Origin of the sequence: Paenibacillus sp. oral taxon 786 str. D14 (assembly GCF_000159955.1) — a bacterium.
GTDB lineage: Bacteria > Bacillota > Bacilli > Paenibacillales > Paenibacillaceae > Fontibacillus > Fontibacillus phoenicis.
Genome location: NZ_GG695970.1, coordinates 94,188 through 117,558 on the forward strand (window position 1 = coordinate 94,188; position 23,371 = coordinate 117,558).

Below are 23,371 nucleotides of genomic sequence, written 5' to 3' on the forward strand. Positions count from 1 at the left end.
AAGCCGCCTTTGAGGAGTTGGCCGGGCAGTGGGAGACATGGCTGACCGAACGAAAATTGTCTGCCGATCTGTCCCCGGAGGCGGCTGCGGACGTGTTCCGCCTCGCGGAGCAAGGCCGGGACTGGCTGGCCCGCTTGGATGGGCTGGCGGCCAAGATGGCCGCGCTCCGTGCGGAGAACGAGCGGTTTGAACAGGAATGCTTGGCTTATGGCGACCAAGCAACCTCCGATCAAGCCGCGGCAGTTCTGCGAGCAGCCTTATCTCACCTGGACGGCGCGCTCGAAGCGAAAAAACATCACGACCAGCTTTCCGCTCAGTTGTTACCGCTGGAGGAAGAGGGTCAGCGCTTAGACGATCGGTTGCGGCAATTGCGGGAATCGGAGCAGGCGTTGCTCGCCGAAGCGGGTGCAGCTGACGGGGAGGAGCTGCTGCGTCTTGGGGCTGCGAAGGAATGGCGGGAAGCTTTGGAGCGGGAGGTGCGGCAGCTGGAGTTGATGCTGTTTGCAGGACTGGACGAAGCGAAGCGGGAGGAGCTGGCGCAGCTGCTGCGGACGACGGAGGAAGCGGAGCTCCGCCAGCGCTTGGACACGGCGGAGGAGGAGCTGGCGCAAGCTGAAGCTTGGCTCGGACAGCTCCAGGAGCAACGCGGACGTTTGCTGCAGGAGCAGGAAAGCTTAGCCGCCCGCTGTTTACGGGACGATCTGATGCAGCAATTAGAGGAGCAGCGGGCGGCTCTGCGCGATCGTCTCGATCAGTATGCGGTGATGGCGGTGTGCCATGAACTGATTGGCCGTGCACGCCGGGTTTACGAGGAAGAGCGGCAACCTGCGGTGCTGCGAGCCGCGTCGGGATACTTCGCGGAAATGACCGGCGGCACCTACCGCCGCATCGTCATGAAGATCGGCACGCAGGAGCTGATGGCGGAGCATGCGGAGTTAGGCCCGCTCGAAAGTGCACGGCTTAGCCGAGGGACCGCGGAGCAGCTGTACTTGTCGATGCGGCTGGCTTTGTCCGAAGCGGTATCGGGTTCTCATCCGCTGCCGTTGCTGCTCGATGACTTGTTCGTCAACTTTGACGAAGGCCGCCTGGTAGGGGCGTTGTCGGTGCTGCGGAAGGTTGCGGACCGCCAGCAACTCATTATGATGACTTGCCATGAGCATGTGGTTCGGCATGTCCAAACCTTGCTGCCGGAAGCCAAGATCGTGCATTTGTAAATTGATCATGTGAGTTTAGCAGCGCAAGAGTATCATTGATAGACAGCCAGAAGGTCCCCGGGGGATTAGCCCCTGGGGGTTTCTTTTTGCCGATATATCCCTAACATGAGCGCCCAAATCAAACTGAACAAGCCAAACACGGGATACAGCACCGATAGCAGGGAGCTAAAACCAAATTGGCTGGTGATATAACAGATACACAAAATCGTAACCGAAATCAGCATCGGCGGCACTTGAACCCGCTGCTGCAGCTGGAGGGTCACCCCATACACGTCGGCGACAAAGGTGCTGAAGATTTCCATAAAAATAAGCAGCACATAGATCAGTTGGATGGTGGTTCCCAGCTGCTCGGCAATGCTGCCCATCGGGATTTCGTACTGCACGATCCCTGGCATGTAAGCCGACAGGGCAAAATGACCGGCCATTAGCATAAAGCCAACGCCGACGCCGCCGAGAACGCCGCCCAGGACAATCACCCGGCGACTTTCAGTATGGCTGCCGATCGGCACCAGCACCGCCTGAGCCATGGACAAGTTAAAGGCTGCATACATCAGCGGCGCAGCCCAAGCGGCGATCAGCGGATGATCCGTCTCCAGCGACAGAAAACGAGCCGCCCCCGGCGAGCCCGCGGTATTGGTGATAATGGCGAGGGAGAGAATCAGCATCATCGGGACCACGATGGAGTTCAACTGCAGCACCCCTTTGATTCCCCGGCCCAGCAGCAGATAGGTAGCAATCAAAGTGATCCAAAGGCCTGTCTGATAATGCAAGCCCAGGTGTTCCATAAAGACGGAGCCGGCGCCTGCCAGCATCACGCTATTGACACCGATGAGCACGATCAACGTAAAAATGCTGAGCGCACTGCCGATCCGTTCGCCAAACAAACGGCGGTTTAAGTCTTCATAGGAAGCTGCTTGAATCGTTCGAGCAAGCAGCATCATTTTGGTGCCAAGCCAGACGAACAGCAGCGTAGATAGCAGGATCGTCAATACGCCCCATTTGCCGTACCGGGTGAAAAACTGAAGAATTTCCTGTCCCGTCGCGAAACCGGCGCCAACGACGGTGCCGATGTAGGTGAAGGCGATCTGCAGAACTTTTACGGCATTTTTCATGGTTTTCCCCCCGGTTCTTGTGCTATATATAGTACAAGGTATGTTGTCCAAGAACTGGACATGACTTAAAACCTATAGGTCGTCCAAAAAGTCATCTTTCGAGCGCGGCAGGTTTGCTCGCCGTCAATGTAACGGAACTGAGAGACGTTATTCGCCGGAGAATGGGACTATTCAGATTCTAACGGAACGAGCTGACCTTATTTGGGACAAATTCAGCTGATTGACCGTCAAAATGGTCCAATAAGGCCTCTAGGTTCCGTTAGCGCGGGAAATAGCCGGGAAATGGGCAAATAAGGGCCGTACGTTCCGTTACGCCCAGCCGCACACCGCTCCCGCATGAACTCGAAATCTGACTTGTTGGACGAAGCTATAGATCATGATCTTTGGAGGAAATGATATGGAATTGTTAAAACAAAAGATCGTCGAGCAAGGGGTCATCGTCTCGGACCAAGTGCTGAAGTTGGACGGGCTGCTGAATCATCAGGTGGATCCGCAACTGACGATGGAGATGGGCAAGGAATTTGCCAGACGGTTTCGCGACCAAGGGGTTACCCGCGTCATTACGGTGGAGTCGTCGGGGATCGCGGTGGCGTTTGCGACCGCTTATGAGTTAGGCGTCCCGCTTGTATTTGCGCGGCGGAAGAAAACGCTGCTGGCCGAGCCGGACATGCTGTGCGAGCGTGTCCCTTCGTTTACGAAAGGAATCGTGACGGACATTCTGGTGTCACGCGATTTTCTTGGGGAGAACGACCGGGTGCTGTTCATTGACGATATTATCGCGAATGGTGACGCAGCCCGGGGATTGATCCGAATTATTGAAAGATCCGGGGCGGAACTGGTTGGAGCGGGAATCGTCATCGAGAAATGCTTCCAGCCCGGAGCCCAGGCGATTCGGGAGCAGGGGATCCGTCTGGAGACGCTGGCCCGCATCGCATCGTTGGAGGGCGGACAAATCACGTTCGCTGACTGAGGACAAACGGGCGAAGAAAATGCAGCCAAATTACGGTTAATCCTTTGCAGGCCTCCGTTTTTTCGCTATAATGAGGATTACTAGGGAGAGGAGGCTAAAAGAATGGGGAAAGAATTGGCAGTAGACGCGGAGTTTTTTCTTTCGAAATTGTCCGAAGCGAAGGTAACTTTTGAACGTGCCCTGGATTGCAAACATACCGAGTTTGATGACCTTTATCCCTATATGCTTGAACATCCCCAGTTTTTCTGGTACAAACGCTATGTAGCATGGTCGCAATTGTTAACGATAGCCGGGCTGTGCCAAGAGCTCGATGTGCCTTGGAAGGAACAGTTCAGCCCGCAACAAGTAGGGTATTTGGAGCAAAGAGTCATGTCGGCCAAAGTGCTTGATTTCTGGTTTGAAACGAATGACAGCAGGGAGCACGCTTCGCGATAATCCCCTGCGCAAGGTCCAAAGCGACCTGATACTGTCCGGTGCTGCACCGGCTGCTTAAAGCATTCAAAATGATCGAAGTCCCGCTGGTTCGCCGGCGGGGCTTTTTCTTGCATTTCCCTAAGGCGAAGGATGGACGGGACCTGCAACTATTGTATAATGATTCCCAGGAGGTGGGGTATCCGATGATCTCGGATGAATTATTGGACCAATACCGGCTGTCCGGAGAAAAAATACGCGTCGTACGCGACGGCCTTCCGGAAAACGACGTGCGGGGAATCGTCGTAGCTTGGGACGACACGCATGTGTTAATCCGCAAACCGAACCGCAACGTGGTGAAGCTGGACCGCAATTACATTTATCAGCCTGCGAAAGAGCCTAGAATTTCGCCGGTGGATTAAGATATGAGGGAAAAGGGGAACTTAAGGAAGGAGATGTGCCTTGAGGTTCCCTTTTTCCATGCGTTCTCTCCGGGACGAACCTGCCGCCTGGGCGGTTCCGTTCAAATAAGCGCGCATCCGGGAGGATACCTCCTGTTGCAGGCCGGCCCACAAAATCCTCATCTTTCCGCGATAGCCCCGGCAACGGTATTCCGCCTGAATGCCGTTCTCATCCTGGTGAATGCGTTCGATAGCGATGTTCCGCTCGCGGAGATTGCCGTGGATTTCCGAGAGAACCAGCGCCGCTCGCCGCTCGCCGTTGCGGATGAGTTCAACGTAAGCTTCGGGGCTCTTCAGCAGCCCGCTTTGCTCGAGAATTCGGGCGTCCCTTTGAAATACTTTTTGCAAAAAACCAAGCAGCAACGCGCTCTTGATCAGCGCGAGTTCCTCTTCCTTAATGCCGGGAACGGCCATAGGTCAACACCTCTTTGTGCGAACTTATGTTCTTATCATAACCCGATAGATTATTTTTAATCAAGGGGGCTTATCCGAAAGTTGGGCATTGACTTTTTTGGGTTGGACGTGGTATGATCTATCTTGTCGCTGCAAAATATGATTTTGTACGATACCGATTATGCGGTCGTGGCGGAATTGGCAGACGCGCACGGTTCAGGTCCGTGTGGGCTAACCCCCCGTGGAGGTTCGAGTCCTCTCGACCGCATTGATTTTTAACGAACAAGAGCTCTTGATTGACCTTTATGGTGATCGAGAGCTCTTTTTTTGCTCATTGTTGTGAGAGATCGTGTTGACAAATCCCCAGAGCCAGCCTAATATCAACTTAACTTAAACGTTTAAGTTTAGAACATTAATCGTTTAAGTTAAATTTGCTTGCCGAAGGGATGGTTACGAATGGGAGCGGAAATCGTTACACTTGCTAATGTGTACTCCAGGTTTTTGGGCAATGCTCGGGAGGTTTATGTCTATTTGCCTCCTTCTTATGCGGAAGCGGAGCATCGTCGGTACCCGGTGCTTTATGCGCAGGATGGACAGCATATGTTTGCGTCTGATTCTAAGGGAGACTCTTGGGAGATGCACCTAACAGCCGAGCGGTTAAACCGGGAAGGTCGGATGGAAGAAGTGATTATCGTGGCGGTATCGTCCATTGAGGATCAACGGGGCTCGGAGTATTTTCACAATCATCCGGGAGTTCGAGAAGCTTTCCATACGACTTGTAAAGGGGATCTGTACGAAAGGTTTCTCATTGAGGAGCTGAAGCCGATGATCGATGCTAAGTTTCGGACATTAACGGACCGGGAGCATACGGCGATCATCGGTTCTTCTGCGGGCGGACTTGTCTCTTATCATATCGCTTTTCGCCGGCCGGACATCTTTGGACAGGTGGCGATCCTGTCGCCTTTTCTGGTGCATGCGGTGGTGAATGAACCAAGGGACCATATGAACCATCTTGAACCGGTACGCGAGCAAAAAATATACCATTCCTTCCCGGTGAAACCGCCGTCGTTGCGTGTTTGGGTCGATATCGGAGGAGCGGAAGGGCTTATCATGCCTCGTCACGTCCGGGCGTTTGTGGATGAAATGATCGAAAGCGGCTTTACGCCGGGCGAGGATTTGATGTTTTTGCTCGACGAGACGGCAGGCCACTCCCAAGCCGATTGGGCCAGACGGTTGCATTGTCCGCTGATGTATCTGTTTGGCGAGATCGGACGTCCGCGCAGTATCAGACTGGACGGGAGAAGACAAGTGGGGCTGCAAGGGCATCGGGTCTGGCTCTATCCCCAAGTGACCTGCGACACAGGCTTCGAAATGAGTTTACTCCAGGCAGACTATACGGTGGACTGTCCGGAAGTGCTGAAGGTGGGACCGGACGGCTTGATCGTTCCGCTGGCCGAAGGGAAAGCTGATGTAACGGTCAGCTTCGGCGGGCTTACCGCACTGACGAGCATCGAGGTGATCCCGGACTTGTCCGAGCACGTGCAAGTTGAAATCAGCGTGACCGTTCCACCGTCTACCCCGGCGGATGCTCGAATTCACGCGGGGTTCGAAATCCCGAAATTTCGAGACGGGTTCTATCAGGGGAGCTTCTTGCTGCCTAGAGACCTGGTATTTGATGTGAAGGTATCGCGAGGCTTTGGATTCCATGAGCGCAGGGCAACGAGCCGACGCTTTGACACCTCCGAGCCGGTTCGTCTGCATTTCATCGTGGAGGAGTGGGAGGATGACCCAACTGCCTAATCCTTTATGGATCAAGGCAGTAGCGATTCCCTTTCGGGATATGGTATCATCCTACCAAAGTGCTAGAGATTTGATGAGGTGTTGGCCGTGAAAAAAACAACCATGAAGGATATTGCCCGTGAAGCGAAGGTTTCGGTGGCAACGGTTAGTTACATTTTAAATCATGTGGACAACCAGAAAATTACGGAAGAAACGCGCTGCCGTGTGTTGGAAGCCGCGAAGAAGCTAAATTATATCCCCAGCCTTGCGGCACGTTCGCTTGTCCGGGGGAAATCCGGCATGGTGGCCTTGCTCTTCTGCCGCAGCGAGCGGGACGGGTTATGGAAGCAGCTCTATTACGGCAGATTAGCTGAACGGATGGAGGTGCTCTGCAATCAGGCAGGCTATCACCTGCTTGTGCTGGGGATGGACGCCTTGCGGCCCAATCCAGAGATCATCCGGCAGCGGGAGGTGGATGGGGTGCTGTTGGCCGGAGTGAAGCAGGACGTCTTCCGGGACATCTCCGTCCATTTTAGCTTTGGGGTTCCGATCGTACTGCTCGATACCCATATCGACGATCCGCTGTTTCATAAAGTTGTGATGGATTACCGCAAGGCGTTTACCTTATGGAGAGAGCAATCGGCCGCGACCGCACGGCGCTTTCTGGTGTTGGATGACTTCACGAATGAGAACACGATGAAGATCATCATGGATGCGGCAGAACTCGAACCGGAAGCCATTTTCGTGCTCACAGCGGACAACGTGGACCATTTGCCCGATTTTCTGGCGCGGTTTAGAGGGGGCGCCGGGATTGTGATCAACGAGTTTGTTGGCATGCTTGTTGCGAACGCCTCACGAGGACTGGACGTGGATCTGACCGTCCTTTGTACGAGCGGCTGTCCTGAAGTGCTGCCTTCGACGGTCCACAAGCTCACCTCAGAAGCAAATCGCGGACAACTGGAGGTTGCTTTTCAGATCATGCAGTTTTATATCGAATCGAAGGACAAGCCCCCTTCAAATGCAAGCTCCAAAACTCAAGTGGGATATGAAGAATACGTTTCGATTCCTTTGCAGCAAGTGATTGCCGAGGGCTAACTTCCCTCCGCTTCGTATGCCTCTTGCCACGATTATCCCTTTCGTTCAGGAAGCAATAAGCCGGGAGCGGGCAAGGTGAAGTGAAGGGAGAAAGCAGGTGCAGTGATAGGCGGTCATCAAGCGGGTTGCGGGTTCCTGAACAAACGGGATAATCCTGCAAAAGCCCCGGCCCATATATACCTCCGCCCCCGCAGCCTTACATCGATTTCCGAATGTTCCCCGGCGAATGCGCAGACTCAGCTTCCCGATACTGCCCCGGCGTCATACCCTCTACCTTTCGGAAGGAACGGATAAAGTTCTGCGAGTTGTTGTATCTCAGCTTGGCTGCGATCTCCTTGACGGGCATTTCCGTGTTGCGCAGCCATTCTTTGGCCATCTTGAAGCGGTACATCGTGAGGTATTCGCTGAAGGAGTAGCCCGTTTCTTTCCGGAAAATGCTGCTGATGTAGTTCGCGTTGTAATGAAGACGGGCGGCGCAAGCCTCCAAGGTCAGATCCGTGTCGTACTCGTGGTGAATCAAATCGATAATCTTCTCCGAAATGTTCTGGTATTGGGCGTTTTGCCGGTTATTAAAGATGCGGATCATCGGTTGAATGACCGTTGTCCAGAACCAATCCTCGATTTCCGCTTTGGTGTGAAGCCCCAGCATCTCTTCAAATAATGAGCCGCTGCCTGCAGGCCGGATCTGGTGCAAGGCGATCCCCGCTTCCTGCATCATCACCAGCAGATTGTTCAGCAGGCGGGTCAGCGGAATTTGATATTCCTGCGGCGACAGCTCCTGGCTAAACAAGGAGTTAAACAACCGCGCGTTCACTTCCTTGGCTTTCTCCGTTTCCGCCAGCTTGATGGCGTCTAGCAGCTTGCTTTCCTTATGCGTCGGGTAATTGACGTTCAGGACATGCTTGCCGGAGTTGAGGTTCTCGTATTGAATAATGACCCCGGTCCCCAGCTTCATTCGATATTTCAATGCTTCCATCCCTTCGCGGTAAGCGATGGGCAGCTTCGCGATAGACTGGAATGGCAGGCTTAAGCCAATGCTGACATGGACCTTCAGGCATTGATGGATTTCGTGCTGCAGCTTCTCCGTCCAGGCATAAACGGCTTGGCGAAACGAATCGGGCCCCTCTTCAGGACTTCCGATCAACGTCACGATCGTCTGATCCATAATCACGGGAGTGAACCGGCTTTGGGGATCCAGCAGTTCCTCGATGATATTTTGCGCGGCGAACAGCAGCAGGTTGAGATCCTTTTTGGCATAGGCCGAATCCTCCGTAAAATCCAGGGCTAAGGTGAATACCGCCATCGTTCGCCAAGCGTGGATCTGCTCCTGGTAGCCGTATTGTTCAAGCTTCTCCAGTAATTGGCTTTTGGTGTAATGCCCTTGGTACGCTTCAATCAAGGAAAAAGCCCGCACTTGTCGGATATGCTGACGAACTTCCGTTTCGAGCTGCGATTTGGACTGGAACAAACGATGATACTCTTCGCCAATGAGCTCAAATTCATCGGCATGCCCCCGGCGGACATCGGTTTTGCGCCGGCCGATCAGATGCAGAAGGCGTTCAATCGGCGAGTACATCCGACGCACGGTATTTTTAAGACGCTCAGCTCTTATTTCGGTACCCCAAACAACTGGAAGATCGAGGATGGCCGGGTCATTCCGGAATTTATGACGGATGAATATCTGAATACGATGAATTTTATGAAAAAGCTGTATGACGAGAAGCTGATTAACTCGGATTTTCCGCTGACAAGCAAAGAGGTGCAACGGGATCGGTTCATCCGCGGCGAGGCGGGCGTTTTGATCGGAAGTATGACCGACGTTCAGCGCCTTGCCATTGAAGCGCGGGCCATCAACCCGGATGCGGATTTTACGCTGGTGAACCGGATCAAAGGTCCGTACGGTTATAAAGTATGGTCGATTCCGAATTTTAACGGCCTGTATCTATTTTCTAAGAAGATGATTCCAACGGAGGAGGATCTGAGAGATGCGCTGCGGTTTTTCGACCGGACCATGGATCGGGATGTGGCCAATTTAATGAAATATGGCTTCGAAGGCAGGCACTACCGGACGGAGAACGGGATGGTCATTCTGCCGGAAGAAACGTCGCAGCTGCGGGTGAACGAGGTGAATCCGTTATATTCGCTGATGATCGCCGATATCAGTAACCCCAATTTGATGGAGGTCGCGCAAAAAGAGCATTTGACTCAAATCGCCGAACAGCTTAGCAAAGACAACGAAGCGTTCCTGGTGGACGATCCGACGGTTCGGCTCAGCTCGCCGACTTATGATGAGAAGAGTGCGGAGCTGTCCACGATCATTAGCGATGCCACCTACAATTATATCCTGGGGCGCATCGACGCCCACGGCTTCCGCCAAGAGGTTGAGCGGTGGAAGCAAAGCGGCGGTCAAGCCGTAATCCGCGAATTTGAGGAAGCGCTATCACGCCGATAATCATTAGTTCAGGTTCAACGCTTAGCAGCTGCCGTTATGAGGAAATGATTGTTTCCGTACTGCCGCCATGACGATACCGTGGAAGAGTAAGCAATCCAAACCATGGGAGGTCCAAAGGTTATGAAGAAACGATCCTTCATCCTCATTCTGACCGCACTGTTATCGTTAAGCGTTGTGCTGGCCGGTTGTGGAAGCGCTAACAATAAGGGGGGCGGCAGTTCAGCTGCGACAGAGCCTGCCGCGTCTACTTCTGACAACGGCGGGAACACAACCGCAGAGGCGGAGAAACCAACGGAAATTACGATTATGCTGCCGTTAAATACGTCGGAGACGCCGCCGGATACGATCAAAGCTGAGCTGGAGAAGCTGACGAACACGAAGCTGAACTATCAGTTTTTCCCGGCGGACACCTATGAAGAAAAGCTGAACACCGCGTTTGCCACGGGCTCCTTGCCTCAAGTCACCTACCTCAAAAACCAAACCACGTTTATTCAAATGAAAGAAGCGATTAAGGACGGACAGTTTTGGGAAATCGGCCCGTACTTAAGCGAATTCCCGAACCTGAACAAATTAAAGCCGGAAATTCTGAACAATACGAAGGTGGAAGGCAAGCTGTACTCCCTCTATATCGGCAGACCGCTGGCACGCCAAGGGATCATTTACCGCAAAGATTGGGCCGATAAGTTAGGCTTGTCCGCACCGGCCAATGTGGACGAATTGTTTGAAATGGCCAAGGCGTTTACGGAACAAGACCCGGACGGAAATGGCCAAAAGGATACGATCGGAATCGCTGACCGGAACGAGCTGGTCTACGGAGCGTTCAAGACGGTATCCGCTTGGTTCGGCACGCCAAACAACTGGGGCGAGAAGGACGGCCAGCTGCTGCCTGAGTTTATGTTCCCGCAATATATCGATACGATGGATTTCTTTAAGAAGCTGCGGGATAACGGCTACATTAACCAGGACTTTGCAGCGACCAGCAAAACCGATGCCGTCAATATGTTCACAAGCGGCAAGGCCGGGCTCTATATCGGCGGGTCCATGCAGGACATCGATTCGCTGAACAAGGATCTGATCAAAAATGTGCCGGACGCCGTACTCGACACGCATAGCATGGTAGCCGGTCCCGACGGGAAGTTCGCCCAGTGGATGATTCCGGGCTACAACAATATCATCCTGTTCCCGAAATCGGCGATCAAGGATGAAGCGGAACTTAAGAAAATTTTAGCGTTCTTTGACAAGATGATGACGCCGGAAGTAGCCAATTTGATGTACTGGGGCATTGAAGGCACGCACTATACGGTCGTAGAAGGCAAAGCCAAGGCTGCGGATAACAAAGAATTGATCGAGCGCGAAGTGAAGCCGTTTAAGGACAGCGTCATCGGGGAACCCGAAACCAACGGCATGTACGAAAGCTACAATACGCTGCCAGGCCGGATCCATGCGGAAGAATTAATCAAGGAGAACGTCAAGGTGGGCGTGCCTGACCCTACGGCGGCGCTGGATTCGCAAACCTACGCGGAGAAGGGCGTGGAGCTGCAGCAGTTGATTACGGACGCCACATATCAATATATTTACGGTCAAATCGACAAGGCGGGCTTCGAGAAAGCGATCGAGCAATGGAAGAGCCGGGGCGGCTCGAAGATTATCGAGGAATATAACGCAGCGAGATAAGAGAGGAAGATTCGTATGAGAGACGCAACAGCTCCTAGTTCACTCGCGCCAAAGCTTCCACCGCCCGAAAGACGTGCGAAGGCCGCACAGCTCCGCAAGCGGCTGTGGAGAAATAAATGGCTGTATGTGATGCTGCTGCCCGGCGTGCTGTATTTCATCATCTTCAAATATTTGCCGATGTACGGGCTGATCATTTCCTTTCAGAACTACAAGCCGTATAACGGCATCCGGGGCAGCGAATGGGTAGGATTGGAGCATTTTCAGCGGCTGTTTACGGAACCGGACTTTATGGTCATTTTGAAAAACACGGTGATTTTGTTTGCGCTCAACTTGTTTATCTATTTCCCGGTGCCGATCATCCTGGCGTTGATGCTAAACGAACTGAGAGGGAACTTCTTCAAAAGGCTGTTCCAGACATTCGTTTACTTGCCGCATTTTATGTCCTGGGTCATCATCGTGTCGATTACCTACGTGATGGTGACGATGGATGGCGGGATTATTAACGAGCTGCTGGTGTACTTCGGCTTTGAAAAGATCAACTTCCTGTTGAATCCCGACTGGTTCCGACCGATGTACATCCTTCAGGTGATTTGGCGGGAGGCCGGCTGGGGGACGATCATTTACCTGGCCGGCATGGCGGCCATCGATCCCGGATTGTATGAGGCAGCACGGATGGACGGAGCCGGCCGGATGCGTCAGGTGTGGCATATTACGCTTCCGTCGATTCGGGGCGTGATCATTACGCTGTTTATTTTAAAAATCGGGCATGTGCTGGATTTGGGCTTCGAGCATGTCTATCTGCTGCTGAATTCGATGAACCGGCAGGTTGCGGAAATTATCGACACGTATGTGTACACCGCGGGGCTGCGGCAGGGGCAATACAGCTACAGCACGGCGATTGGGTTCTTCAAATCCGTCATCGGCCTGATCCTGGTCATGCTGGTCAATAAACTATCCAAGAAGTTCGGGGAGGAGGGCGTTTACTGATGGTAGAGGACCGATCGGTCAGCGGCCGTATTTACGCGGCAATCAATTTTACGCTGCTGGCCATCATTGCGTTGATAACGGTGCTGCCCTTCGTGCATGTCGTGGCCGGTTCATTTACGACAAGCGCAGAGCTGGCGGCGAACAAATTCGTGCTGATTCCCAAAGTGTGGAGTCTGGAGGCTTATCGGTTTATTTTTTCAACGAATACGATCTTTAAGGCGATGGGGGTCTCCATTGGCGTTACGCTCATGGGTACGTTATTCAGCATGCTGCTGACGGCGCTGATGGCTTACGGGTTGGCCCGTAAAGACCTCGACGGCCGGAGAACGATCAATTTTCTGGTTGTCTTTACGATGCTGTTTAACGGTGGGTTGATACCGACGTTCCTGGTTGTGAAGGAGCTGGGGATGATCGATACGTATGCTTCCTTGATCATTCCTTCTGCGATCAGCGCATTTAATATGATCATTCTGAAGAACTTCTTTCAGAACATTCCGGAGGGCTTGGAGGAGTCCGCGCGGATCGATGGCTGCAACGACTTTGGCATCTTGTTCAAAATCGTGCTGCCGCTGTCGATGCCGGCGATCGCTACGATCTCGCTCTTCTATGCGGTTACGTATTGGAATACGTACATGTCGGCGATTTTGTATCTGAACGACAGCGCCAAATGGCCGATCCAGGTGCTGCTGCGGCAAATCGTCGTGCTCGCGAGCGGGCTGGACCACAGCGCTGAGCTGGATGGAACCGTACCGCCGCCGGATCAGACGATCAAGATGGCGGTCATCGTGGTTGCCACTCTGCCGATTCTGCTGGTGTATCCGTATCTGCAGAAGCATTTTGCCAAAGGGGCTTTGCTGGGGTCGATGAAAGGTTGAATGATCCATGGCGATGAAATACGAAGCGGAAGGAGCTGGGAAAAGATGAGGCAACGTCCAGACACTCCCTTGGAATGGGCGAAGAAGGCATGCGATTCGATGATGGACATTTACACGGATGCGGGAACTCTCCCTCCCGCCCATCGCTGGCATTATCATCAAGGCGTCTTTCTGTGCGGCATGGAGCAACTGTGGGAGGTCGTTCAGGATGAGAAGTACATCAAGTACATTCAACAATACGTGGATGATCTGGTGGATGAGCAGGGCAATTTGATGTTCGCTCGCGATGAGCTGGATGCCGTGCAGGCCGGATTGCTGCTGTTCACGTTATACGAACGGACCGGGAAGGCCAAATACCGGATAGCAGCCGATAAACTGCGCTACCTGTTGCTGACGCTGAACCGCACAAGCGAGGGCGGTTATTGGCACAAGGATAAGTATCCTTATCAGATGTGGTTGGATGGTCTCTATATGGCCGGTGTATTTTCGCTGAAATATGCGAATGCGTTTGGGGAAGCAGGGCTTCGGGCAGAGGTGCTGCACCAGGAGAAGCTGATGCGCAAACATATGCGCGATGCGAAGACGGGTTTGCTGTACCATGCCTGGGATGAGAGCCGGCGGATGCTTTGGGCGGATCCGGAAACCGGCTGTTCCCCGGAATTTTGGAGCCGCTCGCTGGGCTGGTATGGTTTGGCGTTGTCTCAATTCCTCGATTTGCTGCCGGCAGATGAGCCCGGGCGGGAGGAGCTCGCGGGGGCGTTATCGAGTTTCGTGGATGCGCTGATCCGTTATCAGGACAAGGAGAGTGGGCTTTGGTATCAGGTGGTCGACAAAGGCGATCGGCCGGATAACTGGCTGGAAACGTCAGGCTCCTGCCTGTTCGTATACACCCTGGCGAAGGCGGTGCAGCAGGGCCTTGCCGGTGAAGACGCCGGGCAAGCCGCATTGAGGGGATATGAAGGGCTGACCCGGGTGGTGGAATGGGACGATAAAGGCCGTTTGGTGCTGCCGGATATCTGTATCGGCACATCGGCCGGGGATTATGACCATTACGCTGCGCGCCCGAAAGTGAAAAACGATCTGCACGGGGTTGGCGCGTTTGTGATGGCCTGCACCCAAATGGAAATGTTCCTCAGCAGAATGGAGGATCCCGCGGATGTGCACATATAATATCGTTGATTATGGTGCGGTGAAGGACAGCGGGGTTCCGGCAACCGCGGCCATCGCGGCCGCGATTACGGCGGCAAGCGAAGCCGGAGGAGGCACGGTGGTCGTGCCGGCCGGGACGTTCGTGACCGGAGCGATTTTCCTGAAGAGCCATATCGAGCTTAGGTTAAGTCCCGGGGCGGTGTTGTCCTTCAGCACCAACCCGGATGATTATCCGGTCGTAAAGTCAAGATGGGAAGGGGTGCAACGGGAGGTTCATGCCTCCTGTATCTACGGGGAAGATCTCGAGAATGTGACCGTCACGGGGAGCGGCTGCATCAACGGGAACGGCCAGCCCTGGTGGGAGAAGCAGCGCAACCGTCCGGAGGAGCTGCACTATCCGCGTCCGAAGCTGATCAGCTTCGACCGCTGCCGGCGGGTGACGATCAGGGACGTTTCGCTGGTCGACTCGCCCAGCTGGACGGTCAACCCGATTCGCTGCCACAACGTGACGATCGACAACGTATCGATTCTGAACCCGGCGGATTCCCCCAATACGGATGGAATTAACCCGGAATCGTGCTCGAATGTGCGAATCAGCAACTGCCATATCGATGTCGGGGACGATTGTATCGCGATCAAGGCAGGCACCGAAGAAACGGCGGAGCGGGTTCCCTGTGAGAACATTACGATCACAAACTGCACGATGATTCATGGTCACGGCGGGGTGGTGATCGGGAGCGAGATGAGCGGAAATATCCGGAACGTGACGATTTCGAACTGCGTCTTCCAGCACACGGACCGCGGCATCCGGCTCAAGTCCCGACGCGGCCGCGGAGGTATCGTCGAGGATATCCGCGTCAGCAACCTCGTCATGGAAAACGTGATCTGTCCGTTTATTATGAATCTGTATTATTTCTGCGGTCCACGCGGCAAGGAGAAATACGTGTGGGACAAAAATCCTTATCCCGTTACGGAGGAAACTCCGCAGTTCCGGCGGATTCATTTCTCCGACATCACGGCGCGCGAGGTGCACGCCGCTGCCGGCTTCTTGTACGGGTTGGCGGAGCAGTACATTTCCGAAGTCACCTTCGACCAAATCGAGATTTCCATGGCGAAGGACGCGGTTCCCGGCCGCCCCGCCATGATGGATGGAATCGAGGAGACGGCACGGCGCGGGTTCTACCTGGGAAATGTGCGGGACGTACGATTTAACCAAGTGTCGATTGAAAACCACGAGGGTCCGGCTTTTTATATCGAAAACGGGGAAGACGTTGAACTGACGGCGTGCCGCTCGAAGCGGACCGCCAAGCCGGAACCCTTAGTGGAGCGGCACTAGAAAAAGTTGGACAACACCCGTTTGATTTCGCTTGGGCTGACGATTTCCGGGCCAAAGAAGGTTTTGGCACGCTGGCTGTCCGACCAGGGCTCGATCGTCATGGCATCTTTGATGCCGGGAGTCTTCCAGGTTTTTACTCTTTCAAAGGACATTCCTGTGTTTAAAGCATGGATATGATTGATCCAAATCGGTTCTTTGACATGGATAAACTCATGGGGCACCTTTAGCGCGTCACGCCAGCTGAAATTCGGCCGCTGACCTTGCAGAAACTTCCCGACATCATGGATTGTCGCGCCGTAGCTCGGCAGCCAGAAGAAAAATTTGCCCAGCCGGTGTTGCACCGAATCGTAAATGTAGCCGTATTGGGGGACCAATGCGGCTGTATTTTTTTTCGGCGTATAAGCGTGCAGTCTGCGGATGAAATCTTTGTGGTACATATCGTCGCTCGATAGATACACCCGGTAGTAGCAGTCATAGCCTGCGATATCTTCGGAAACATGGGCATAATAACCCCTTGGCGTCACAAACTGAATATTTCTAGGCAGAGGTACGTACCGGTCGAGGATTTCCCGGATTATTCGCTCGGAGGCGGGATCGTAGATGACATAGCAGGAAAAATCTTGCGAGGTTTGCAGCTGCAAGCTTTTTCGCGTGTAGGTCATGAACAGAGCCAGCCTTTTCTCAATCCAGTTTCGAGTTGTCCGTTCCGGCGTTCCTCCCCAATCGTTAAAATGAATCTCAATGATTAGTTTCTTCTGTTTGCCCCCATTCTCTGGCATAACGGTTCAGCCTCCTTCAATTTCACGCCGCGAAGATTTATTTCAATCTTCTAGCATCTTATGCGAGAATCTGATTTTGGTATGGACAGGAGGTGTGCACTTTTCGGGTCGATGGCGCAAATATCGGGATTCCCCTCCCAAGCAGGAATAGGGTGCTATAATGATTGGCGTACAAACCGATCTACAGGGGGAGGACATGAACGATGCTCGAACAAACGGATCGCTCGCGGGTGAAAGGCTTTCTCCGCGCAGAGGGAACAAAAATCGTCAACGGGGATGGAGAAGAGATCCTGCTGACGGGCTGGGGACTGGGCAATTGGCTCTTGTGCGAAGGTTATATGTGGTTATCCCATCACTCCCGGTTCGATCGCCCGCGGCGGATTGAGGCCGTCATTCAGGAATTGGCCGGAAGGGATTATGCTGAGCAGTTCTGGAAGCGTTTCCGAGAGAACTATGTGACCCGCGAAGATATTCGGCGGATGGCGGAGCAGGGATATAACTCGGTCCGCATTCCTTTGAATTGGAGAGTGCTGATGGAGGATGAACCGGGCATTCGCTGGAAAGAGGACGGATTTGCATTGATCGACCGTTGTTTGGATTGGTGCGAGGAGTTTGGCCTCTACGCCTTCTTGGATTTGCATGGTGCGCCGGGCGGACAGACCGGAGCCAATATTGACGACTCGGTAGACGATTTCCCTCGCCTGTTCACCGATGAGGACAGCTGGAGCAAAGCGATCGAGCTGTGGAAGGAGCTGGCCCGGCGGTACCGTGATCGCTGGATCGTCGGCGGATACGACCTGCTAAATGAACCAGTTCGTCCCGGTCTGATGGAAGGCAAACACGAGGATTTTCTCGTTCGGCGGCTGGCGGCGTTTTATGAGGAAGTGATCGCGGCGATTCGGGAGATTGACGACCGGCATCTGCTGTCAGTGGAAGGGCATCATTGGGCGACGAATACGGCTGTTTTTTATAAACGTTACGATCCCAATATGGTCATCCATTTCCACCGGTATGCCTGTAAACCTGGCAAAGAAGCGTATGAGGAGTTCCTGGCGCTGTCTGAGGCGCTGGACCAGCCGTTATGGCTCGGCGAGACCGGGGAGAACGAACTGGAGTGGTTTGCGGCGATGTATCCGCTATCCTTGTCGCTGGGGATCGGTTATAACTTATGGCCGTGGAAGAAGATGGAGCGAGCGAACTCGCCGTATTCGGTCAACAAACCCGAGGGCTGGGACGAACTGCTTGCTTATGTCGAAGGTGGAGCACGGCCAAGTTATGAACGTGCACGGCAGATTCTTGATGCTTATTTGGAAAACATCAAGGTTGAGAACTGCACTCCCCATCCAGAGGTGACAGCGTCGGTATTCCGCAAGCCGGGCTGCCGGGTTCGCGGCACGGATTTTGATGAGCTGCCGGGCAGAGGCATCTCGTTCAGCGGACGCCGCACGGAAGGGAACATTTATAAGTACCGGGCCAAAACGGGCATGAAAATTGTGCCGATCTCGGATGAGCCACAACCTAAGAAATTTGGGTTTGACTGCGGCTGGCAAAATCTCGCTCTGGAGCTTACGGACGGCGAGTTTGCCGCCTATTCGTTCTGCGGCATCGAAGCGGGCAACACGGCGACGCTGGAGTTGATTTGCCGGGAAGATGCGGTGATCACTCTAAAGCAAGATGGGGTTGAGCGAGGGCGTATGACGCTTTCTCCAAGCCGTGATGTCGGCCGCTTCAGCGCCGTGCTTGGCGAGGCAGCGGATACCACGCTGACCGTCAGTGTGGAGGCGGGCCGAATCGAATTACATGCCATCACAGTGGAATAAAATGAAAAAAAAAAGGCTTGACTCTTTTCGCGGCGCATGATATTTTATATCTTGTCGCCGCGAAAAATGGTTAACGGCTTTCGCGGAGAGGTAACACTAAGCGGTCGTGGCGGAATTGGCAGACGCGCACGGTTCAGGTCCGTGTGGGCTAACCCCCCGTGGAGGTTCGAGTCCTCTCGACCGCATTCGTTCAACTGTAAGAAGCTCTTGAATTCTCCTGTAGAATTTAAGAGCTTTTTTGCATACTAGGCATGAACAGCGGATCTGCCCCTTTCGGTCCGTTCTTTTGCAGCATGATCCCGTTGGATCAGAGGGGAAGAAGAACCAAGGTGAGCATTCTGATCGAAAGGGATAATCATTCAAGAAGTGCGGGCAGGAGACCAACGATCCAAGCGAGGTGAGGCCGAATTGTTCCGAGTGGCGGTTTGCGATGATGAAGAGCGGCAGCGTGAGCAGATCAAGCAAATGTTGCTTACGTTAATCCGGGAGCTTCAGCATCTGGATGAGCAAATCATCGAAGATCACCATTCAACCGAGCGGCCAGGCAAGATGGTTTAACATTCAGCCTTCCTTGGCCGGGCGGACGATTACCGTGAACACGGAAGGAAGCGGCGGCTTCATCGTATATGACGAACAAGGGTTGATGGTTCACTCGTCGATCATTAGTAAGCAGCCTTCCATGAAACTGCCGGCCGGCGGGAAATAACCTTATTGAACTCAAAAGCCGCTAGCCGGGCATATGTTGCCGGGCAGCGGCTTTTTTCAGCGCTTAGGAGGGTTCCGGGCAGAAGGCAGGGTTTACGGTGGATAAATATTGTGCGTAACCCGGATCAAGCCTAGCCAATTCGGCAAAATAGCTGCCGATCCCATGATTGGTAGATAATGAAGTATCGGCGAAGTACAAGGGGTAAGAGGCGGGGACATGTCGGTAGTAGTAGGTTTTCGCTTGTTTGGGCAGCTTGAACACAGTCGGAGGGATGTGGGTCACCGCATCAAATTCGTTATGAATTCGGTAACTGTTCGGGACGTACTGAGTAAAAGCTTGAACGAAATCCGGGTCTCCAACGCGGGGAGAACCAAACGTAAACAGGATGGGAACCCGGTTCGTATTGGCGGCGATATCCATGGCACATAGCGTAGCTAAAGCGGCCCCGAGGCTGTGACCGGTGAGATATAACGTTTTGTCCTCTGGCAGCCGGCGCAGCGCCGAGTGAATCTGGCGGCGGGCCGATGCATAAATCCCGGTAAATCCCCGGTGCGTGCTGCCGGCATCCTTGGCCCATTTGAATTTCTGCTGGGTTGCGATGGCATCGGCGATCCAATTGGAGGCCGAGCTTGTTCCCCGGAAAGCGATGATGATCTCATCCGGCGAATGCCAAATAAATCCGAAGCGTTCCCATACTCCGATCAAAGATTTCGCTTCAAGCGTATCGTACAGCGCATAGGGAGGCGGAAGGACAAATGAACCGTCCGGATTTTTGAATTGCGCATAGGTCTGGCTGCACACTGCGGCTAAGAACATCGCGCGCTGGACTTGATTCTGGTTAAGTTCCATATTCCACCCTCCCTGCGTCTTCCTGATTTCAAATATATTAAGCGCAAGGAAGGAAGATGCTATAGTACGCCATTGACCCGGTCTTATATAATAGGGACGACGACTCCTATAGGAAGGTAAGGGTGGCAGTATGGTGTGGTTAATTCTAGTCATTATTCTAATCTTGGCATTTGGTTTGATCGCGACGATAAGGATCGGGCAATCGCAAAGCAACCAGGAGGAAAATCCGCGTTATACCCAACAAACGGGCCGAAATTGGCTCCGGCTGGGCGTGATGTACGCCATCGGCGTGCTGGCGGTTGTGCTGGTCTTAATCCTGTTTATTTAGAGGCGGAATACGCCGTGAATTATCGGCTGAACCTGCGGTGACGTTGAAGCGGCGGGATTTCGCCGTTTCAACTTTTTATGTAACCGCTGTCATCAGAAGTGAACATTTATGGTGGAGGGGCTTGCGACAGGGCTGGAAAGCCGATTATGCGAGCTGTCTGTTCCGGTGCGGTTCCAAAGTATTTTTACTGGGGACAAAAGGTTGCTGATGCTGCTGAATTTTTCCGGTGCGTACAGCCAGGAAGTGATCGAGGCGATTCGCGAGTACGCGCGGAACAAGGCGGAGGCAATGCCGGAGACAACGTGGGTTATCGGCGGCGAATTTACAGAGCTGAGCGACTTGGGGAAAGTGTATCGGGATGATTGGCAGAAGCTGCTGGGCTTTCGGTTTTATTTTCCGGGGAAAACCGTCCTACAGGCGGATGAGCGCCTCCGGCTCGCGCGCTTCCTGCGTTCGACATGAAGGAACTGCTGTCCGGACTGAAGCGGGGGCAGGCGGAGGAAGTATTCGCGAGATTGCGGGAGCTCGCCGCCGAAGCGGCCGGCAGTTACTTGCAAACGCCTTTTGAATTCAAATCGTTCCTGGGGAACGCTGTCTTCCATGTCACAATTGCCACCTTGGAGCTTCACCGTGAAGCGAAGGAACTGGACGGATTAAAATACGCTTATTTCAAAGCGATCGATGAAGCCCGGGATGCCGCCGGTGCTTTACAGGCGTTTAACGCGTTCCTAAGCGAAGTGGAACCGCTAGTAGCCGCCCGCGTTCCGCTCCCCAGCGACGGCAACATGAAGCTGCTGCTCGACTATATCGAGGAGCACTATGGCGAACCGCTCACCTTAAGCTCGCTTAGCCGGCATTTTCACTTTAATCCGTCGTATTTATCGAGCTATTTCTCCGCCCACAACGATGAGGGGTTCAGCGAATATTTGAACCGAGTTCGGATTGCCAAGGCGAAGGAACTGCTGCGTTCGGACGGGTTGCCGATCTCGGAAATCGGCAGCCGCGTCGGCTATTCGGACCCGAGTTATTTCACCAAAGTGTTCAAAAAACAAATGGGGTTGTCGCCGCGGGAATACCGCCGGCAACAGCTCGCCAAGAGGGGATGACGGATGAAGCTGATCGAAAAATTTCGCCGCAGCCGCCTGATATCCAAGCTGTTCGTCGTAATGACGGTCAGTATTGTTGCCGTGTGCCTGCTCACCTCGTTGATTACCATCCGTATGGCGGAGCGGCTGTTCGCTGAGACGTTCAGTATCACCAATGGAAAGGTGCTGAATCAGATCAATACCGGACTGGAATCATTTAACGACTCTGTCGTTAACGCCGTCACTTTTGCCTCGCAAAGCGGCTCGGTCAAGACGTATCTCACCGGCGGGGATACGAATTCGGTGGCGATGTCGAAGGTCTACTACCGTATGGCGGAGCAGATGGAGCAAATCTCGTCCAATCTGGGGGCATATGACGTGGCTGTCACCATTATCGGGGTAAATGGGCGCAGCTATTCCACCGATCCGAACTATTGGCCGGTGTCTCGGCAGGATCTTGCCGATGATCCGTTAACCCGCCAAGCCGCGGCCGAGCCGCTGCGGGTACTGTACCAATACGATGAACGGGACGGGAAAGCGGGCAAGGAACGGTTTATCGTGGCTACGAAAGCGTTGGTCGACCGAACCGGCGGTCTTAGTTACGGGATGCTCTATATCGCGATTCGGGAATCAGAGTTTCGGCGTTTTTTTGCCAACTTTACCAGCAACGGCAACGATGTCCTGGTACTCGACCCGACAGGCGTCATTGTCTCCAGCAACCGCGCGGAGCTGATCGGCGGCAAGTCGCCGGAGCTGCTGCGCGATGTTGAGACGCTGAAGCGCGACCGGCTCGATTATTTAAACGGTACAGCGTTTGGTCAAGATGCCATCATTCTGGCGAATGAGCTTCCGCCCTATCGCTTCTATCTGGTGAATCTGATCGACCGGCAGTACACCGCCGGGCAGATTATCAATATCCGCCAAGTGGCGCTGATCTGCTTGACCATCATTGGCGTTGCGCTGTTAGTTGTGTTCGTCATTTCACGCCGGTTGACGCTGTCGTTAACCCGTTTGGTTCGGCTGATGTCGACGATCACGAAGAAGAATTTCCGCAATTATATCTCCGTCAGCGGCAGCTATGAGGTGAGAGAGCTCAGCAAGGCGTTTAACTATATGCTGGACGAACTAAACGATTATGTGCAGCGGCTGTTGGAGACGCAGAAGGAGCAGCGGAACGCCGAACTCGCCGCATTGCAGCGGCAGATCAACCCGCATTTTTTGTACAATACACTGGCTTCGATCAAGCTGCTGGTCCAGAAGGGCAATAAGGAGACCGCCGCCGAGACGATTAATGCGCTGATATCCTTGCTGCAAAATACGATCAGCAATGCCAACGAAACGATCACGATCGAGCAGGAACTGGAGAACTTGAAAAACTACGTATTCATCAAACAAGTCCGGTACGGCGACCGAATCAAGGTGAGCTATTTCGTATCGCCTGACTGCATGCATTGCAAGGTCCCTAAGCTCATGCTTCAGCCGTTTATCGAAAACGCCTTTTTCCATGCGTTTAACGTGAAAACCGAAGGCACGATCTACATTCTGATCTCGAAAACGGAGCACTCGCTTGTTTGTGAAGTGGCGGACAACGGGGACGGGATGGAACATGGCGGGCAGGAGCTGATGCTGGAGCAACGAACCTCTAAGGAATCGGTACCGGACACTTCCAAGGGGCGGAGACGGAAACTTGCGGGCATCGGCATTCAGAACGTCAATCACCGGATCAAGCTGTTGTACGGAGAGTCCTACGGTGTGCAAATTTCCACTGTCAAAGGGGAAGGGACGCAAATTCGCATTGTGCTCCCGTTGATAGAGGAAGCGGAGGTCACCGGGGATGCGGTCTAAAGATTTTCCCATTTTCCAAAGAAAAGACTACTGTCGCCAAAGCGCTTTCCC

23 protein-coding genes and 2 tRNA genes are annotated in these 23,371 nt (G+C 53.6%); 20 read left to right on the forward strand and 5 right to left on the reverse strand.

Annotated features, from left to right (window positions below; genetic code table 11):
- The coding region (locus POTG_RS00460) for an ATP-binding protein (protein WP_009222817.1) at positions 1–1,214 on the forward strand (1,214 nt) is incomplete at its 5' end.
- 65 nt (positions 1,215–1,279) lie between these two features.
- Here the strand turns inward: POTG_RS00460 and POTG_RS00465 are convergent.
- Positions 1,280–2,326 (reverse strand): YkvI family membrane protein, encoded by a 1,047-nt coding sequence (locus POTG_RS00465; protein WP_009222818.1) that lies wholly within the window; start codon positions 2,324–2,326, stop codon positions 1,280–1,282.
- 397 nt (positions 2,327–2,723) lie between these two features.
- Here POTG_RS00465 and POTG_RS00470 point away from each other — a divergent pair, with 397 nt between their 5' ends.
- The 3 genes from POTG_RS00470 to POTG_RS00480 all read left to right on the forward strand — a co-directional run bounded on the left by POTG_RS00470 (position 2,724) and on the right by POTG_RS00480 (position 4,129).
- A complete protein-coding gene (locus POTG_RS00470; RefSeq protein ID WP_009222819.1) occupies positions 2,724–3,296 on the forward strand; it encodes a xanthine phosphoribosyltransferase in 573 nt (190 codons plus the stop codon).
- A gap of 102 nt (positions 3,297–3,398) precedes the next feature.
- Complete coding sequence (locus tag POTG_RS00475) at positions 3,399–3,731, forward strand: hypothetical protein (RefSeq protein ID WP_009222820.1); 333 nt, start codon at positions 3,399–3,401, stop codon at positions 3,729–3,731.
- 182 nt (positions 3,732–3,913) lie between these two features.
- Positions 3,914–4,129, forward strand: coding sequence for a hypothetical protein (locus POTG_RS00480; protein ID WP_009222821.1), 216 nt, complete (start codon positions 3,914–3,916; stop codon positions 4,127–4,129).
- 21 nt (positions 4,130–4,150) lie between these two features.
- Here the strand turns inward: POTG_RS00480 and POTG_RS00485 are convergent, their stop codons facing one another.
- Entirely contained in the window at positions 4,151–4,582 is a 432-nt protein-coding gene (locus tag POTG_RS00485; protein ID WP_009222822.1) for a hypothetical protein, read from the reverse strand.
- A gap of 162 nt (positions 4,583–4,744) precedes the next feature.
- Between POTG_RS00485 and POTG_RS00490 the strand changes: the two genes are divergently transcribed.
- The 3 genes from POTG_RS00490 to POTG_RS00500 all read left to right on the forward strand — a co-directional run bounded on the left by POTG_RS00490 (position 4,745) and on the right by POTG_RS00500 (position 7,435).
- Positions 4,745–4,829 (forward strand) — tRNA-Leu (locus POTG_RS00490).
- Between the two features lie 188 nt (positions 4,830–5,017).
- Positions 5,018–6,361: an alpha/beta hydrolase gene (locus tag POTG_RS00495; protein ID WP_009222823.1), complete on the forward strand. Its 1,344-nt coding sequence runs from the start codon at positions 5,018–5,020 to the stop codon at positions 6,359–6,361.
- Positions 6,362–6,448: 87 nt separating this feature from the next.
- Complete coding sequence (locus POTG_RS00500; RefSeq protein ID WP_009222824.1) at positions 6,449–7,435, forward strand: LacI family DNA-binding transcriptional regulator; 987 nt, start codon at positions 6,449–6,451, stop codon at positions 7,433–7,435.
- A gap of 196 nt (positions 7,436–7,631) precedes the next feature.
- Here the strand turns inward: POTG_RS00500 and POTG_RS00505 are convergent, their stop codons facing one another.
- Complete coding sequence (locus POTG_RS00505; RefSeq protein ID WP_232282194.1) at positions 7,632–8,903, reverse strand: response regulator transcription factor; 1,272 nt, start codon at positions 8,901–8,903, stop codon at positions 7,632–7,634.
- Between POTG_RS00505 and POTG_RS00510 the strand changes: the two genes are divergently transcribed.
- The 6 genes from POTG_RS00510 (at position 8,850) to POTG_RS00535 (ending at position 15,908) form a co-directional block, all read left to right on the forward strand.
- The gene (locus POTG_RS00510) at positions 8,850–9,887 is read left to right on the forward strand and encodes a hypothetical protein (RefSeq protein WP_232282195.1); all 1,038 of its coding nucleotides are present in this window, start codon (positions 8,850–8,852) and stop codon (positions 9,885–9,887) included. The genes POTG_RS00505 and POTG_RS00510 overlap by 54 nt on opposite strands.
- 120 nt (positions 9,888–10,007) lie before the next feature.
- Positions 10,008–11,561 carry an extracellular solute-binding protein gene (locus tag POTG_RS00515; RefSeq protein WP_009222827.1) on the forward strand — a complete coding sequence of 518 codons (1,554 nt, stop codon included), beginning with the start codon at positions 10,008–10,010 and terminating at the stop codon, positions 11,559–11,561.
- 15 nt (positions 11,562–11,576) lie between these two features.
- Positions 11,577–12,548, forward strand: a complete 972-nt coding sequence (locus tag POTG_RS00520) for an ABC transporter permease (protein ID WP_009222828.1) — start codon at positions 11,577–11,579, stop codon at positions 12,546–12,548.
- Entirely contained in the window at positions 12,548–13,423 is an 876-nt protein-coding gene (locus POTG_RS00525) for a carbohydrate ABC transporter permease (RefSeq protein ID WP_009222829.1), read from the forward strand. The genes POTG_RS00520 and POTG_RS00525 overlap by 1 nt, the downstream gene beginning before the upstream one ends.
- Before the next feature lie 45 nt (positions 13,424–13,468).
- Entirely contained in the window at positions 13,469–14,593 is a 1,125-nt protein-coding gene (locus tag POTG_RS00530) for a glycoside hydrolase family 88/105 protein (RefSeq protein ID WP_036643693.1), read from the forward strand.
- Entirely contained in the window at positions 14,580–15,908 is a 1,329-nt protein-coding gene (locus POTG_RS00535) for a glycoside hydrolase family 28 protein (protein ID WP_009222831.1), read from the forward strand. Before POTG_RS00530 ends, POTG_RS00535 begins: the two co-directional genes overlap by 14 nt.
- On the opposite strand, the gene POTG_RS00540 is transcribed toward POTG_RS00535, so the two are convergent.
- Positions 15,905–16,687: a glycosyltransferase gene (locus POTG_RS00540; protein ID WP_009222832.1), complete on the reverse strand. Its 783-nt coding sequence runs from the start codon at positions 16,685–16,687 to the stop codon at positions 15,905–15,907. The two genes, POTG_RS00535 and POTG_RS00540, sit on opposite strands and share 4 nt — an antisense overlap.
- A gap of 203 nt (positions 16,688–16,890) precedes the next feature.
- Between POTG_RS00540 and POTG_RS00545 the strand changes: the two genes are divergently transcribed.
- The 3 genes from POTG_RS00545 to POTG_RS23495 all read left to right on the forward strand — a co-directional run bounded on the left by POTG_RS00545 (position 16,891) and on the right by POTG_RS23495 (position 19,213).
- Entirely contained in the window at positions 16,891–18,507 is a 1,617-nt protein-coding gene (locus tag POTG_RS00545; protein ID WP_009222833.1) for a glycoside hydrolase family 5 protein, read from the forward strand.
- Positions 18,508–18,607: 100 nt separating this feature from the next.
- Positions 18,608–18,692 (forward strand) — tRNA-Leu (locus POTG_RS00550).
- A 317-nt stretch (positions 18,693–19,009) separates the two neighbouring features.
- Positions 19,010–19,213: a hypothetical protein gene (locus POTG_RS23495; protein ID WP_009222835.1), complete on the forward strand. Its 204-nt coding sequence runs from the start codon at positions 19,010–19,012 to the stop codon at positions 19,211–19,213.
- Between the two features lie 63 nt (positions 19,214–19,276).
- On the opposite strand, the gene POTG_RS00555 is transcribed toward POTG_RS23495, so the two are convergent.
- Positions 19,277–20,062 (reverse strand): lipase family protein, encoded by a 786-nt coding sequence (locus POTG_RS00555; RefSeq protein WP_009222836.1) that lies wholly within the window; start codon positions 20,060–20,062, stop codon positions 19,277–19,279.
- A 130-nt stretch (positions 20,063–20,192) separates the two neighbouring features.
- On the opposite strand from POTG_RS00555, the gene POTG_RS00560 reads away from it, so the two are divergent.
- The 4 genes from POTG_RS00560 (at position 20,193) to POTG_RS00570 (ending at position 23,320) form a co-directional block, all read left to right on the forward strand.
- Entirely contained in the window at positions 20,193–20,390 is a 198-nt protein-coding gene (locus POTG_RS00560) for a hypothetical protein (protein WP_009222837.1), read from the forward strand.
- 108 nt (positions 20,391–20,498) lie between these two features.
- Complete coding sequence (locus POTG_RS22620) at positions 20,499–20,852, forward strand: hypothetical protein (RefSeq protein WP_009222838.1); 354 nt, start codon at positions 20,499–20,501, stop codon at positions 20,850–20,852.
- Positions 20,849–21,496: a helix-turn-helix transcriptional regulator gene (locus POTG_RS00565; RefSeq protein ID WP_009222839.1), complete on the forward strand. Its 648-nt coding sequence runs from the start codon at positions 20,849–20,851 to the stop codon at positions 21,494–21,496. Before POTG_RS22620 ends, POTG_RS00565 begins: the two co-directional genes overlap by 4 nt.
- A gap of 3 nt (positions 21,497–21,499) precedes the next feature.
- Positions 21,500–23,320, forward strand: coding sequence for a cache domain-containing sensor histidine kinase (locus POTG_RS00570; protein ID WP_009222840.1), 1,821 nt, complete (start codon positions 21,500–21,502; stop codon positions 23,318–23,320).
- The last annotated feature ends 51 nt before the right edge of the window (positions 23,321–23,371 follow it).